At 48.0% G+C, this 16,126-nt stretch carries 11 protein-coding genes; 9 read left to right on the top strand and 2 right to left on the bottom strand.

The genetic code is table 11. The annotated features are described in order from the left end of the window. Window positions 1–14: 14 nt before the first annotated feature. Both IE165_RS05760 and IE165_RS05755 read left to right on the top strand, forming a co-directional pair. Window positions 15–3,179 (top strand): TonB-dependent receptor, encoded by a 3,165-nt coding sequence (locus tag IE165_RS05760; protein WP_189625641.1) that lies wholly within the window; start codon window positions 15–17, stop codon window positions 3,177–3,179. A gap of 223 nt (window positions 3,180–3,402) precedes the next feature. Further along, window positions 3,403–3,636 (top strand): hypothetical protein, encoded by a 234-nt coding sequence (locus tag IE165_RS05755; RefSeq protein WP_189625640.1) that lies wholly within the window; start codon window positions 3,403–3,405, stop codon window positions 3,634–3,636. Between the two features lie 25 nt (window positions 3,637–3,661). On the opposite strand, the gene IE165_RS05750 is transcribed toward IE165_RS05755, so the two are convergent. Both IE165_RS05750 and IE165_RS05745 read right to left on the bottom strand, forming a co-directional pair. Further along, entirely contained in the window at window positions 3,662–4,105 is a 444-nt protein-coding gene (locus IE165_RS05750) for a carboxymuconolactone decarboxylase family protein (protein ID WP_189625639.1), read from the bottom strand. 66 nt (window positions 4,106–4,171) lie between these two features. Beyond that, window positions 4,172–4,747, bottom strand: a complete 576-nt coding sequence (locus IE165_RS05745; protein ID WP_189625638.1) for a Crp/Fnr family transcriptional regulator — start codon at window positions 4,745–4,747, stop codon at window positions 4,172–4,174. A 227-nt stretch (window positions 4,748–4,974) separates the two neighbouring features. Here IE165_RS05745 and IE165_RS05740 point away from each other — a divergent pair, with 227 nt between their 5' ends. The 7 genes from IE165_RS05740 (at window position 4,975) to IE165_RS05710 (ending at window position 16,113) form a co-directional block, all read left to right on the top strand. Continuing rightward, window positions 4,975–6,105: a FecR family protein gene (locus IE165_RS05740; RefSeq protein ID WP_189625637.1), complete on the top strand. Its 1,131-nt coding sequence runs from the start codon at window positions 4,975–4,977 to the stop codon at window positions 6,103–6,105. Window positions 6,106–6,324: 219 nt separating this feature from the next. Then, on the top strand, window positions 6,325–9,669 hold the full coding sequence (locus tag IE165_RS05735; protein WP_189625636.1) for a SusC/RagA family TonB-linked outer membrane protein: 3,345 nt from the start codon (window positions 6,325–6,327) through the stop codon (window positions 9,667–9,669). A gap of 18 nt (window positions 9,670–9,687) precedes the next feature. After that, window positions 9,688–11,151 carry a RagB/SusD family nutrient uptake outer membrane protein gene (locus IE165_RS05730; RefSeq protein WP_189625635.1) on the top strand — a complete coding sequence of 488 codons (1,464 nt, stop codon included), beginning with the start codon at window positions 9,688–9,690 and terminating at the stop codon, window positions 11,149–11,151. Window positions 11,152–11,264: 113 nt separating this feature from the next. Further along, the gene (locus tag IE165_RS05725) at window positions 11,265–12,044 is read left to right on the top strand and encodes a DUF4843 domain-containing protein (RefSeq protein ID WP_189625634.1); all 780 of its coding nucleotides are present in this window, start codon (window positions 11,265–11,267) and stop codon (window positions 12,042–12,044) included. 32 nt (window positions 12,045–12,076) lie between these two features. Further along, a complete protein-coding gene (locus IE165_RS05720; RefSeq protein ID WP_189625633.1) occupies window positions 12,077–13,639 on the top strand; it encodes a PKD-like family lipoprotein in 1,563 nt (520 codons plus the stop codon). A 37-nt stretch (window positions 13,640–13,676) separates the two neighbouring features. Continuing rightward, window positions 13,677–14,855: a TlpA family protein disulfide reductase gene (locus tag IE165_RS05715; protein ID WP_189625632.1), complete on the top strand. Its 1,179-nt coding sequence runs from the start codon at window positions 13,677–13,679 to the stop codon at window positions 14,853–14,855. A 73-nt stretch (window positions 14,856–14,928) separates the two neighbouring features. After that, window positions 14,929–16,113 carry a TlpA family protein disulfide reductase gene (locus tag IE165_RS05710; protein ID WP_189625631.1) on the top strand — a complete coding sequence of 395 codons (1,185 nt, stop codon included), beginning with the start codon at window positions 14,929–14,931 and terminating at the stop codon, window positions 16,111–16,113. The last annotated feature ends 13 nt before the right edge of the window (window positions 16,114–16,126 follow it).

Here is a 16,126-nt window from a genome sequence, read left to right as displayed (position 1 = left end):
CAAACTATTCAACTATGGCTCTTAAGCAACGAACACGCATCCTCGGTTGTTTTTTAATTTCCCTGATCGGCCTGATCTCGCACCCCGGTGCACATGCCCAAGGCACGCAGGCCGCTATCCGAGGTACCATCCGCAATGAACAGCATGCACCCGTTGGTGGCGCAACCATCCACGTTAAGAACGAATCAACCGGCTTCACCACCAGCTCGGTAACAAACGAGCGGGGCAACTACGACATCAAGCAGCTCCCGCTAGGTGGCCCCTACACCGTCACAGCAACACATGTTCAGGACGGGCAAGGCACCGTAACGGGCGTCAACCTCAACCAAGGCGATGTGGCAGAGGTAAGCATGCAACTACGCTCTTCTGCACAATCGTTGGATGCCGTGGAGATCAGCGCTTTCGGCCTAAAAAACACCAAGGATTATTTGGGCGCGGCAACGGCTTTTTCTATTAAGGATATGAAGACGCTTCCCGTAAATGGCCGTAACTTTAACGCATTGACCGATCTTTCGCCACTGGCACGAGGAGGCAGTATCTCGGGTCAGCTCGGCTCCTCGACAAATTTTACCCTCGACGGTATGAATGCCAAAAACCCGACGTCGGCGGGGTCCACGACATCCCGTAGCGGTGCTCCCTATTCCATATCCATGGAGGCGGTGCGCGAGTTCAAGGTAGTCACCAACCAGTACGACGTCACCTTTGGTCGTAGCGGCGGCGGTACCATTAGTGCGGCCACAAAATCCGGCACCAACACCTTAACGGGATCGGCATTTCTCTTCGCGCGCACCGGTTGGTTGACCAGCCAATATGATATTCAAGGCAATCCGCGCATTGGCGACTACACGACCAAGCAATTTGGCTTTTCATTAGGAGGCCCCATTATTAAAGATAAACTGCACTATTTTGTGGTTTGGGATCGACAACAGGATGATCGCTCCCTGCTGATCGCCGATATTCGCGGGGGAGACAACGAAGCCCTGTTCCGCATTAACCAACCCACACTAGATCGGTATCTTTCCATCGCACGCGAGAAATATGGCGTTTCCGATCAACCGCAAACCGGAGCCATCGATAAGAAAAGAACCTCCGATGCTGGTTTTCTCCGTTTAGATTGGCAAATCGACAGCAGGAATCTACTGACCATCCGCAACAACCTCACCTATGACTACAACCCCCTTGGGCTGGCGGATAACACATCCATTAATATCTTGGAATCATATGGTAACGACAAGAATTTCGACAACAGCTTTTTGGCGACCCTAAGAACCTCCATATCCCCGAAAATTACCAACGAACTGAAACTACAACATCTCTATGTTTACCAAAACAGCACACAGAATGACCAGATCGGCAACGGCTATATTCCTCGTGCTATTGTGGAACAGGTCGTCTCTACGATTAACGGCAATAATTTGCAGACCAATATCCAGTTGGGTGGGCATCGATTCGCCCAAGAAGGGTTTAAAAACAATGTCTTTCAATTGGTCAATAACTTCTACTATGATACCGATTGGGCCAAATATACCTTCGGCATAGACTTTATGGCGACGCAATCCGACTCCCGATACGGGTCGGAGGTGAATGGTCGTTTCCATTTCACAGGATTGGACAACTTTGATAACTTAACCCCTTATCGCTATTACAGGGAAGTTCCCCTGAAAGACGATATTAATGTGAAAGGAACCATTGCTAACATCGGACTCTATGGGCAAATGCGCAAAAATCTCAGCACAGCCTTAGAAATAACCGCCGGCTTGCGTATGGACTACGCATCCTATCCCACCGCCACCTTTAACCCATTGGTATTTGAAGAACTGGGTATTCGCACAGACAACAAACTATCCTCATTCATCTTGCAGCCTCGCTTGCAATTTTCTTGGGATATCAATGAAAACCAGACCGATTACCTTCGTGCCGGAGCAGGCATATTTGCTTCCGACATCAATAACTACATGATCATCAATAACCTCACGTTTGACGGGTCAAATTTTGCTACCGTAGATGTCCGCGGTGCGGCACTTCCCCAAGTAGACTTTCTGCGTTACCGCCAAGATCAAAGCACCATACCAAGCCTAGCCCAATACCAAGTACCGACAATCAACTACACGGGAGAAAATGCCAACGTGCCCACCGTTTACAAAGCCAACTTATCTTACACCCGCTTTATTACCGATCGATTCAAGGTCAGTGCCACCGGATTTATGACCCTAGGCCGCAACAATTACACCTATATCGAACGGAATATGGTGGCCGATCCCTATTTTCGGTTAGCCAATGAAGGAAACCGCGGGGTTTATGTGCCCGCAACGAGCATCCCCGCCAATGGCCAGCCTGATTGGCAACAAGGACGTATTTCCAACCGTCTGGGCCGGGTTCTCGAACTGACCAGCATCGGTAAAATCAACCAATACGCCCTAGTATTGGATGGTACGTACCAGTACTTCAAAGACGGGGTGATCAATGTGAGCTACACGTGGAACGACACCAAAGACAACACCTCTTTCAACGGAAACGTTGCCAATACAGCAACCTTGTCACAACCCGTAACCGACGACCCGCGCAATCTAAGTGCAATAACCTATTCGGATAATCAATTCAGACACAAAGTGGTGATCTATGGTAGCCTCCCAACCTTTTGGGGTATCAATGTTGGTGCCCGCTACACCGGCCTCGGAGGCACCCGTTTTAGCCTGCTTGCCGGCGCCAACACCAATGGTGACTTTGTCTCGTCAACGAATGATTTGGCCTATATCTTTGACTACTATAACCCCAACACGCCCGAAAACATCCGAACAGGTATACAGGCTATCCTTGATAACCCCGAAGCCAGCCAAAGCCTAAAAGATGTCCTCATCCAATCCGCCGGCCAAATGTCAAAAAGAAATGCCGGGGTCAACGGATTCTTCGGCACCATGGACATACGTATTAGTAAGAACATCAAGTTTTACAAATCCCATGGCTTCGAGATTTCTGCTGAAGTCTTCAACTTTGCAAACCTGCTGAACAAAACTTGGGGCGTAACGAGGAATTTGGGGAACCAAGCCCTGTATGGCCTCCAAAACCCAGGTTTCGACCAAACGACTAGACAATTCAATTATAATGTCAATAACGTAGGTTTGGCAAACTATAGTGGTAACCCTTGGCAATTGCAGCTTGGTGCCCGTTATGCTTTTTAGCCAGTAGAAGATGCTGCGCCATTCCCTAAAAGGCTGCTTCCATCGCTGAGGCAGCCTTCTTTATTTGCGCAACATCCTCCGAAACGGCGTCACCGCACATCCCCATCAGGATACCTCCATCCGCCCTCGCAGCGGTACAGAAATACGATCATAAATTAACCGATATTTCCATCCATAACTGGCTGGAAAGTGCTATCTTTATAAAAATCAAATTAATTTGAATATGAACCAATTGAACAACCCCCTCCGGCAAATGGTATTGGCGGGAAAAGCCAGAACCGATTTTTTTGCATGGTACCAAAGTCAATACAACGAAAAGCCCAACCAAGTAGATCTTTGGCCAATCGCCAAGCAACTGGAACACTTTACCGCATTTTTTAAGAAACCGATTCAACACGCCAACGACTTTTACATGGCACAGGCTTTTTATAATGCGGCAGCGGAAGGCCAACTATAACGTTCGCCAGCATGGTACAAGTAGGTTATACCTTTATTTCCAAATGTGTACTAACGGCAATTCTGTTCCATGCATTAATCGTTACGATAAGCATAATAAGCTGTGCAAGTTGATTCGCGTTGAATAGAGCGGCTGCCCGATGGTATGTTTCCGCGGTCAGTCCTTGCCGTTGAATACAGGTCACTTCTTCTGTCATCTGTAAAACGACCTGCTCTTCTTCCGTAAAAAATTTCACGGCTTCCCGCCAGGCACTAATCAAAAAAATACGTTGTTGGTCTTCTCCATTCTTGAGCGCATCCTTGGTATGCATGTCTATACAATACGCACAATTGTTGATCTGTGATGCGCGTATTTTAATGAGTTCTTTAAGGGTAATGGATAGATCGGTTTTGGCCAGATATGTTTCCAGTCCGAGCATGGCCTTATAGGCTTGCGGTTCCACTACGCTGATGTCTATTCTTTTTTCCATTGTTTGAGCTTTTAGTTTTGTTTCATCAAAATTGCTAAAACCGCGCCCGGAAAAACTTAAACTGGTTTAAGAAAATCGCTTTTTCCGAATTTCGCTCAGATATTCCGGCGTCACGCCCAAAAAAGAAGCGATAAGATATTGCGGAACGCGCTGCAGAAAGGCAGGCTGGTTATTGCGAAAATGGTGGTAAAGATCCTCCCGGGAATGCTCGTAGATAAACTTGACGCGCATTTGGGCCGCAGCATAGGCTTTTTGATACACGCGACGGAAGTAACGCTCCATTGCTGGATGCGCATCCAATAGGTCATTATACGCGTCTTGATGGATCGATAGGAGCTCCGTCGCTTCCACCGCTTGGATATAAAACTCCGTGGGTGTGCTGTTGAGGTACGAAAAAGTTTCTGTCATCCACCAATTCTCCAACGCAAATTCTGTCGTTTGCTCGCCGCCCTTTTTGTTTACGAAAAATTTGCGTAGCAAGCCTTGCAAAACGAAGTAATTGACTTTGCAGATCTGTCCTTCAACAAGCAGATTCTGCTTTTTCTTCACCGTCTGCCTTTTGAAATAGGAGAGGATTTGGATAAACTCGTCATCATCGACTTTGACAAATTTATTGATATGGGATTTAAAGTGTTCAAGCATAAACGTTCAGTTCCGTTTTCGGAAAAGGAAAACCATTTGGTATAAAGATAGGTATTCGGGCTTTTTTTTTCCAACACCTAATTTCAAAAGCAAGGGACATCCCGCTATCCCCTAAAAAATTTTTTCACTTGTGGGTACCCTACCACGCCTGTATGTCGTCTTACTTAAATAGATGTTGGTGAACCGACCTCCTTCCGCCTATATCGGCGAAGTTTTATGTGTACAGCATGACCTTGTTCAAGAAGAAGAATACAGATACAAACAGCTTATTGATAGAGCGTTACGTGAATAACCAGGCTACTGCTGATGAGGTTGAGGTGCTGATGCAATTACTTCGCACGGGCCAACTGGACGAGTCGCTAAAAAAACAAATGGAAATTGATTGGGAAAATTCCTCGGGGGGGACCATTCGTTTCAACGCACGGCGGTGGCATCGCTATGCCGCTGCTTGCGTTGCTTTTTTCATGCTTGCGTTTTCGTTTTGGCTGCTAAGACCGTCCTCCGGCTTTTGGAAAAAAAATCCGCCGACTGTTGCCGTTGCAGAGGATGTCCGCCCCGCACAGCTGCAGGCAACCCTTACCCTGCCCCAAGGAAAACGTGTTGATCTGCACGCCAACAATGGGACGCTCATCATCGATCAAGGAAACATTTTGGATAAAGATCAGGGAGAAATCCGCGGCGGAACTGTGGCGTCCGAGCAGACATACCATACCATCAGTGTACCCCGAGGGGGGCATTACAACATTCAGCTAGCCGATGGTACCCTTGTCGCCTTAAATGCAGGGAGCGTGCTTCGTTTTCCCTTGGTCTTTTCGAAAGAGCAGCGGTATGTGCATTTGGAAGGTGAGGGGTTCTTTACGGTTAAGAAGGCTACCGCGGCGACCGGCGATTCCCTACCCTTTGTGGTGGAGACACCCAAGCAACGCATTCTCGTCCTCGGAACCGCTTTCAATATCCACGCCTATGCCGACGAGGCATTGGAACGCACGACTTTGGTCAGCGGAAAAGTTCAGGTAGCAAACCGCAAAACGGGTGAGGCCGTATTGCTAGCGCCGGGGCAGGATGCATTATTGGCGCATAACATCTTACAGGTTGCTCCATCCAACCTCAAGCAAGTGCTAAGCTGGAAAAACAATGCTTTCATCTTTCACGAAACACCGATGCACCAAATCGCCCGCGAGCTATCTCGCTGGTACAATGTGGACATCCGCTTTGCCGGCAGCGCTACAGATCGCTATAACGGCTACATTGAGCGCGATGTTCCGCTATCAAAAGTCATACAAAGTATTAGCAACACCGGGGAATTTACCTGCACTTGGGAAGGAAATATCCTTTGGATTGCACATAGCCAGCCGTAACGGCCAGCATGCCAAACCTTCGGCCAGCGCAAAGATATCTCGATGGCAGCAGGACAAGGCACAATAAGGGAACTATAACTACTAACATATATGATTATATATCTAACCAAAAAAAGGCGAAGGAGTGCTTTTGTAGATTTCATCGGCCTCCTTACCGCGCTGCGATCATCAAAAAGCAGCTTCCTAACACACACATTTACAGCATTGTTTGTTTTGCTAATGGCACAACAAGCCGCTGCACAGAAAATTACGCTTGCCGTTAAAAACGAAAAGCTGTCCAACGTCCTGCAGTCTATCGGCGAACAAAGTGGATACCGCTTCTTCTACAACAGTGAACTTGTAAAGAACAGCGATCCCGTGACCATTAATTTATCCAATGCATCGCTTAAGGAATCGTTGGACGCGATCACGAATGGGCGGCAGCTCAGCTACACGATAGAAGACCGAGCCATAACCATCAAAGCCGCGCAAGCTCCCAAAGTGGCACAAACCGCACAGGGGCATGTCCATGGCACCGTGACAGACGAACAGAACCAGCCTCTGGGTGGGGTGTCTGTGCATGTGAAAGGAAAAAGCCAAGGCACGCAAACAGACGTAAAGGGCAACTTCACCATTGCTGCCCCCATCGGGGCTACGCTTACCTTTTCTTCGATTGGCTACAAGCCCAAGGAGGCCAAGGTGACAGAAAACAAAGCCCTTCGTATTTTCTTGAGCCCCGATGCCAATACCATCAATGAGGTAGTCGTGACGGGGGTATTCGAGCGCCCGAAAAACAGCTTTACCGGAGCGGTAACCACCGTGACGGCGGAAGATTTGAAACGCTTTGCGCCACAAAACCCGCTCATGGCCTTACAGATTTTGGATCCATCTTTTCAGATGCCCCCAAACCTAGAAGCTGGGGGCAACCCCAATGTTATGCCCGAGGTGAGGCTACGTGGACAAAACAACTTTGCCCTACAGGAAGGTCGCACCAATGCGACCTTAGACGCCCTATACGGTAACAACCCCAATGCGCCGCTCTTTATTATGGACGGCTTTGAAATCCCCTTGCAAACGTTGGTGGATATGGATATGAACCGGATTGCGAGCATCTCCCTGCTGAAGGATGCCTCCGCTACGGCGATCTATGGATCCCGCGGAGCCAATGGCGTAGTCGTTATCGAAACCGTGCGGCCCAAACCCGGACAGATTCAGGTAGGCTATACCGGCAATGCTGGGCTTGTGATCCCTGACCTGAGCTCCTACAACCTCATGAATGCCCGCGAAAAATATGATTTTGAAACGCTTCTTGGCCTACACACCATAACCGCGAGAGGAGACAATATGAGTCATAATATGCGAAACGTGGAAATCCTAAACGGTATATACAGAGATGTAGTTCGTGGGGTGGATACATATTGGCTTTCGCAACCTTTGCAAACAGCTATTTCCCAATCGCACACCATCAACGTAATGGGGGGCGACGAAGCCTTCCGCTACACCTTGACCGGAAACTACCGAACCAACCCGGGCGTCATGAAGGGCAATCTGCGCACCTCTTTCAATACGGCTGCCAATCTGCAGTATGTGACAAAGAAAATCAACATCGGCAACAACACCCAGTATTTCAATGTACGCGGGCAAGAATCGCCGTATGGCTCCTTTAGCCTGTATACCGAGATGAACCCCTTCTTGGCACCTTACGATGAAAACGGAAATTTGTTACGTTTTGTCGGCGACTTTCAAAATACTTGGGGCGACGGAAGAGGCGACCCTTTTCGTAGGAACGCATCATTATACCGCCAAGAAAATCCACTATATGCGGCCAGTCTCAATCCAGAGGCATTTAACTTAGAAAGCCGATTGATCAACAACTCACAAATACGTTGGAATATCCTAAAAAACCTCTTTGTCCAAGGGCGGTTTTCGTATACCTTGGTCCACAACGAGCGGCACAACTTTCAACCGGCAGGACTACCTCGATTTGATGAGTTCGACTTTGACCGCCGGGGGCGCTATGCGCTAAACCAAGGCCGTACGAATCTTTGGGATGGCGACGTGCAGGTGAACCTTGCCCAGTCTTTTGGCAAGCATATGCTCTTTGCAACGACCAGTGGCTCCATGCGCAACATGGAGTCCATCAGCTACAGCCAGACCGCCGTAGGCTTTGCCAATGAAAATATGCGCAACTTTATCTTTGGTACCCAATACAACCCTGGCTCTTCCCCTAGTGGCTCTCAATCCACAGCGCGTCTCGTGACCCTCCGCGGAAATGTAAACTACGGGTACAACGAACGTTACTTTATGGACTTCTCCTATTCCTTGGACGGTTCCTCGCAATTTGGTGCCAACCGGCGTTACAATACCTTTTGGTCTTTGGGAGGGCGCTGGAACCTCGAACGGGAGGCCTTCCTGCGCGAAAGCACCTTGGTGAACCGCTTGCAGCTGCGCGGCAGTATAGGCCCGACGGGTGGGCAAAATTTCCCGCCTTATCAAGGCATCACCACCTATGGCTATGCGACGGGCACCCCCTATCGGGGGTTGATTCCGATTCGGCTACTGAATTATGGAGACCCCGACTTACAGTGGCAGCAAACCTTCAAACAAAATTTAGGCGTCGACATCACCCTGTTTCAGGAACGGCTCAATATTACGGCGGATGTCTTTCAGGACAGGGTATCCAATGTCTTGATGCCGGTTTTGCGACCGCCATCGGTAGGCTTTAGCGAATACAGCACGAACCTCGGCAAAATGCAGAATACAGGTTGGGAGTTTAATGCCAACGTGACGGTACTGCGCAACCTGCAGCGACGCATCAATTGGAATGTCGGCTTCAACGGCATGCAGCTTCGCAACAAGATTCTGGAAATTGCCGCCATTCCCGGTGTTACGCTGCCAACCACGAACGATCCGGACAACCCACTTACCCGCACGCAAGAGCTGCAGCTGCGCAATAATTTTCGCTACGTCGTGGGCGGTTCTATGGACGATGTGTGGGCGACCCCCAGCGCGGGAATCGATCCCGCGACCGGCCGCGAAATATTTATTATGCCCGATGGCAGCTATACCTACAACGCCTCTCGCGCATTCGAACGCCCCCTAGGCAGTGTACAGCCAAAGCTATTGGGAGGGATAAATACCAGCTTTCAGTATAAGGATTGGGTACTGAGTGCCGCTGCCAACTACCGCACCGGAGCGCGCATCTACAATGTCAACCTACGCGAACGCTTGGAATTTGTAAACAACCTAAACTTCTATCGCAACTTGGATCGACGTGTAGCTACGGAAAGATGGCAAAGGGAGGGCGATGTCAGTCCGTTCTTGGGCTTAACCAGCCGGCCCTTCTACCGCGAATCCGACCGCTTCTTGCAAACCGAGCACCTTTTGCAGGTGCAATCGATCTCGCTTGCCTACCGGTTCAATAAGGAAAACGCTTGGATGAAAAGAGCCCGCCTGTCCAACACCCTGGTCTCGTTATTTTGGAATACACCCTTCGTATTCACCAGCTTGGAAAGCGAACAGCGGGGACTGAATACCCCCTTTCAGCGGCATTTTTCCATACAGTTATCCACCACACTTTTTTAGTTAGAAATATTTGACAACATGAACACAAAAAGATATAAATTTCGCGTGCTCGGCTACCTATATGGGCTACTGCTTTTCATGCCAACGTTCTACTCCTGCGAGAAATGGCTGGATGTACGGCCTGTAACCGAGGTGCCCGAAGACTTGCTCTTTCAAAATGAACGCGGATTCTTTGAAAATTTAGCGGGTATGTACCATGAAATGACCGAGCAAAGTCTGTATGGAACCGAGCTCAGCATGGGACTTCTCGATTACCTTGCGCAGCATTATGTTGGTTGGGGCAGTAATCAGCGCTATCTAGATGTTGTTGGCTTTAGCCGACAGCTAGACTACGAATCTACCGGAGCGCGAGACCGATTCATCAACCCCATATGGAATGATATGTACCGCATTATCGGAAACAGCAACAACTTATTAAATAAACTAGAGGGCAGGGAACAACTTTTCGCCGAGAACAATTACAATCTAGTGCGTGGGCAAGCCTTAGCCTTACGTGCCTTCTTACATTTTGATCTCTTGCGCCTCTACGCACCAGCAAAAGCGCTCGCCGGCGATCAACGTTATATTCCCTATGTAAAGACTTATGGGCCGGAAACTACAGAGCGGAGCACCTTTGCGGAAACCATTGGCCAATGTCTAAGCGATCTGAATGAAGCACAAGCCTTGCTTGGCGAAGATCGTCGCATTTTCACAACGAATAACCCCTCTGCCTTTCTTGCGCATACCCAAAATAAAATGAATTATTATGCGGTGCTTGGCCTGAAAGCTCGCATATTTCTGTACAATGAACAACTTGACAGTGCCAACCACTATGCGCAAAGGGTCATCAATAACAGCAGTGCCAACCTACGCTTAGCACGAAGTGCAGACGTTGCTGCTGGCGACAAGATTTTTTACACGGAGCAGCTGTTCGCACTTTCCGTTGTGCGCATGCCCCAGATATTCGAAAGCTTATTTCTCCCTCCCAACGGAAATAGCCAAAGTTTACTGCTCGTTTCCAACACCATCGGTCAAAATGTATATGAAACGATAACTGCTGATTTTCGCAACTCGACCAATTATTTTACGCGACAAAATGTTGGATCAACGATGCAGATTGTAAAATACCAATGGCGCGACAATATTAATCCCAACCTGTCCTATATAAGAAACGTACTGCCTTTAATCAGACTCAGCGAGATGTACTACATTGCCGCGGAAACAAGTCCCAATACCCAGTTGGGGGAGCGCTACTTAAACCAAATTCGTGCTGCCCGGGGCATAGTGGGGCCTGGACGCGAACTTTCCGGATTAACGCCGGAGCAGCTGAATGAAGAAATTAGAAAAGAGTACCGAAAGGAGTTTTTCGGGGAAGGTCAGCTTTTCTTCTATTACAAACGTCTTCGACTCCCGGGGATTCCCATGACAGATAACAGCATGATGTTGACGCCCTCAAGCTTTTACACCTTCCCTGTCCCTATTGAAGAATTACCTCTACGTTAATACAAAGAATTATGGAAACTTTATCAAAACGCCGTTCGATTATGCGATACCAACAATTTTACTTCCTTGTCTTTTTGTTGAGCACTTGCATGCAGGCCTGCAAAAAAGCTGAAATGCCTTTATTTGATGGCGAACCGGCTATCTTCATTGGGGATGGCCAGTCAAGTGTCGGCCGTGTATTAAACGACCAAGATGCGTTCAATACAATCACCTCCTTTCGGACAAATTTCGCATTTAAACGAGACGAGATTATCACGGATACAATTCGTATTCCACTCCGTGTCTCGGGCAGGCTGTCTGCAGAAGACCGCCCGGTTTCTATTTCCGTTGTGGCGCAAGGAACCGATGCGGTGGAAGGTCGCGACTTTCAAATTCTGCCTACGGTAATTCCAGCCAACAAAAGCGCGGGACAAGCCTTGGTGGTGCTCCATCGCAATGCAAGTCTAGGTGAAGATCCAAAGCGGCTGTTATTGCAAGTTATGACGAATGAACACTTCCCCCGCTATATGTATGCCGACAGTATCAATGTATACAACCAAGTCGAGATCTTTATGTTGGATGTCTTTCGTAAACCCGACAATTGGGACGGTATTTATGTAAACGGCGAATACCGAGAGGGTTCTGGTTTAGGATTTACGTTTGGTGATTACAGCGAAACCAAATTTCGCTTGATTATTGAATACACCGGCGTGGCAGAGATCATTTCGTTTATCGAGAGTCCACGTTACAACAGGATTGATCCAAAACCACCCGGTTATTTGTCCTCAGAGCAATGGACCATGTTGAACTACCGACTACAGCTCCACTTGGTTCGCTATCGGCAGGAAAATGGTAGGCCTTTGCTCGATGAAAATGGACAGGAAATTACTTTTCCAATCCTACCACAGTTTTAATCGTCAATTCACCCTTATATTTTAAATGAACCATGGCATTTCTATTTTCTAGAACTATTGCAGAGAGCAAAGGGTCAAGCTTTTCCTTGACTAGACCCTCAGCGTTGCTCAACCAGTGGAAGCTCCTACTGCTGTCTCTTGCCCTCGTATTAAGCCACTCTTCCTGCTACAAAGATTTGGGCAATTATGATTATACCACGCTAAACGAGTTTAGCTTGTCTGGACTTATCGACTCTCGTGTAATTATAGGCGATACGCTACGTCTGAACACTGTTTTAACGGAAGCGTCACCGGACTCACTGCGTTTGGATTACCTGTGGACTGTTGAATTAACCGAATCTCAGCGCTCCGCAATAGGACATGATTCCGTCGCTTTGGTGATAGGTCGCCAAAAAAAATTGGAATACTTCGTAGATAGTATCCCTGCAGGAAACTACACGGTTAAAGTGGAAGCGCGGGACCGGCATACCGGCATTCGACAATTTACAACGGCGGCACTATCCATTTTTTCGCGGTATCAGCGGGGGTATATGCTTCTCGAGGAAACCGCTCAAGGTGGAGATATCAGCCTGGTCAATGACAGTACTGTCTATCGCCATTTGTTTAGCGAAAACAACGAAGGTATGCGCTTGCCCCTGCCGCTCTATGGGATCTTCACGGCAAACACCATGCTAAACAACTACAATACGAAAATCCTTTTTGTATCCGCCGGCGACTTCCACCGCGAGCTGGATGAGCAAACTTTTCGGGTTGTCCAAGATGTAAACAACCTCGTCCCCTCTGGATTTTCTAGGCCAATACGCCCAGTATATTTGGAGGCATTGCGCCGACGGACAATCTACTCCACCTTTATTTGGAATAACGGCTATATCTCGAAAGTGTTGACAGGCTCTACGAACCGCTTGATTGCCTTCTACTATCCACCACTTATTGCAGACTATGAATTGGCTCCCTTTTTAGGTCATTTTTTCTCAACCGGGTACCTCGGTTATGATCAAAAAAACGGCCGCTTTTTGAAGTTTATGGAGTTGTACGTTTTTGAGTTGGAAGAGTTCGGCGATGCCGAAGCAGATGATGCTTTCGATTTTAATGCGATCAATAAGGAAATGGTTTACGGCTCCAATGTGTCCCAAAACAACGAGTTTGTCGGTGTTTTTAAAGACAATAACCAAAACTTTCATTTGTACCGCATCGATTTCAGGAATTTTGACATTGTGGCGCACTCGACCTATCAGATCAATTTGGCGGCTGTTCCAGAAATTAATCGCGCCAGTGCATTTGCCGCTTCGTACAATCTGCCTTTGCTATACTATACGGTAGACAATAAGGTATATCTGTTTGATATACCCAATCAAGAGGCTCGTGCCTTCTACGAATTTCCGGCCGGGGAAAATATTACGACCATCGAATGGGCCAACAAGGAAGGAGTTCGAGAGATTGCCATTAGTACCTATGACGGTAATCAGGGTCGCTTTTATGTCTTTGTGCCCAACGCTTCAGGCACCTTCACCGCTACGCGCTGGCCGGTGCAAGGAGGCTTCGGCAAGATCGTGAAAACCCATATGAAGTTTAATGTGGATTCGCCTCGCGATTAATCTCCTCCTTGCAATGAAACGTTTAAACTAAAATGTTATGATGATATACAGCACACTTAAAATTGCCCTATTTACCTCTTTATTGGTTTTGGCAAACGTTATTACCGCGCAGGATCGCGTTATTTTCCTAGGCGATGCAGGTACAACAACCTATGATGGATATAAGGTCATTCTCTATCAATATAGTGGCATGCCGGATCAGAAGCTCGAGCTGGAGGCCACCCTAAAAGATGGGAAGTTTGAGCTTGTCGCTCCCTTCACGGGATTGGGCCACTACGTTTTAAAAAGCGAATACGAAAGTAAGGTCAACGGTGGTTATGCGCCCTACACGATCGTCGTAGAACGACCTGACACGATTCGAATAAAGGCCAATGTGGGTCATCTCGCGCAATCGACCACCACTGGCAGCGAGCCGCAGCGAAAGCTGGAGGAATATTATGCCGCTAAAGATCGCCGCACCGCAGGGGTGATGGATGCCTTTCGCGCGAAATATGGCGACGAAATTTTGGATAATCCAGAAGAGCATATGGACGATCCCAAAATGGAAGAGCTCATGACAGAATACGAAACAGTTGTGTCCCCAAAAATGATGGAAATTGAAAATCAAGAAACCTTGGCTTTTGCTGACCTTCACCCGAATTCTGTTGCTACGGCCTATTTGCTGAGCCATTCGCTGCTACCAGCGGAGAAACGCGTGGAGCTCTACAACAAGCTGACTCCCTCCGTACAGCAGAGCGTATACGGCCAACAATTAAAAGGCAATAATGATCTGGAGCTACGCTCTGAAGTGGGTAGTCAGATTGTGGACTTCCAAGTGCCTATGGAGGATGGCACGCCGCTTTCATTAGTGCAGTTGCTACAGGGAAAAAAATACCTGTACATCGATTTTTGGGCCAGTTGGTGTGGCCCTTGTATAGCAGAATTCCAAAACCTGAGAAGAGCTTATGAGGCTTATCGAGACAAAGGTTTAGAAATATGGGGCATATCGACTGATGCATCCCGTGAACGATGGCTATCAGCCAAAGACCAAGAGCGCCCAACTTGGCCACAGGCTTGGGAAGGCGGAATGGATGAGGTCGAAAAGCCATCCAACATACATTTCTCCGTGCCTTTTCTCCCAAGCACCTACTTGCTGGACGCGACGGGAAAAGTGGTCGCCAAAAATGTCCGCGGCGAAGCACTGGACGAGCTTTTAGCCAATCTTCTTGCTGATTGATTGCGACAGAAGCCCTGCAATTTTGAAAAAACACACTAGAAAATAGGATTTACAACAAAAAACACAAAACCAGATGATGCATATACAACAATCGCTCCGATTGATCTTTACCTTACTGGCCTGCACAGCCGTAACCTTGGCCCTAGCACAGCAACAGCAGGTAGTCTTGAAGGGGGATGCCGGCTCTACAGACTACGACGGCCATAAAATAAGGCTCTATCGTTATAGCGAAATGCCCGGAAAGGACCTGAAGCTTGAGGCCACGGTAAAAGACGGCAAATTTGAAATCATAGCCCCTTTTACCGGATTGGGCCACTATGTTATGATGAGCGAATATGAGAGTAAAACCAATGGCTCCTACGCGCCTTATTTACTGCTGGTCGAAAGGCCTGACACAATTCACATCCAGGCCAATATGGGCAGTTTGGCCCAATCAACGACCAGCGGTAGTGAACCACAAAAGACTATTGAAGCCTACTACAACGAACAGCGGAGGAGAAACGAACCTTTTCTCCAAGCATTGCGCGACAAATATGGCGCCGAAAGGTTTGACAACCCCAGGAAATATACAAATGATCCTATATTTCAGGAATTAAGCAAGGTATATGAACAGGAGGTATATCCGCGAAACGAGAAGATTGGTAATGAGCTGCTCATCGAATTTATAGAGCGGTACCCGGAATCGGTAGCGGTGGCATTTTTGCTCAAACGATCGTCCTTTCCCGTGGAGAAACGGGTGGAATTATATAATAAGCTTGGCATTACGGCACAAAACAGCCCTTATGGTAAAGGATTGAAAATCAATAATGAGACAGAACTAAAATCCGCCGTTGGGCGCATGGTGGCAAATTTCGAGGTACCCAACAAAACCGGCGAACAGCTTTCGTTGACGCAGCTGCTGAACGGAAAAAAATACCTATACATCGATTTTTGGGCAAGCTGGTGTGGGCCTTGTATGGCTGAAATTCCGAATCTGAAAAAAGCGTACGATCGCTACAAAGACAAAGGGTTGGAAATATGGGGCATCTCGACGGATGCCTCCCGCGACAAGTGGCTCGCAGCGCTAGAAAGCAAGCATCCTAATTGGCCCCAAGCATGGGAAGGCGGGATGGAGGAGGAAAAAAAGCCGTCGAAAGTTAAGTTTTCGGTGCCTTTTCTACCCAGCACCTACCTGTTGGATGCAGAAGGTAAAATTATTGCAAAGAACGTGCGCGGGGAAGAGTTAGACAAACTGCTAAAGGAGCTACTGGCCAATTGACCGGTTCTCCCAA

Source organism: Sphingobacterium griseoflavum (assembly GCF_014653155.1).
GTDB classification, from domain to species: Bacteria; Bacteroidota; Bacteroidia; order Sphingobacteriales; family Sphingobacteriaceae; genus Sphingobacterium; species Sphingobacterium griseoflavum.
Note: the sequence above shows the minus strand (reverse complement) of the source record. Positions and strands in the feature narration are given on the sequence as shown.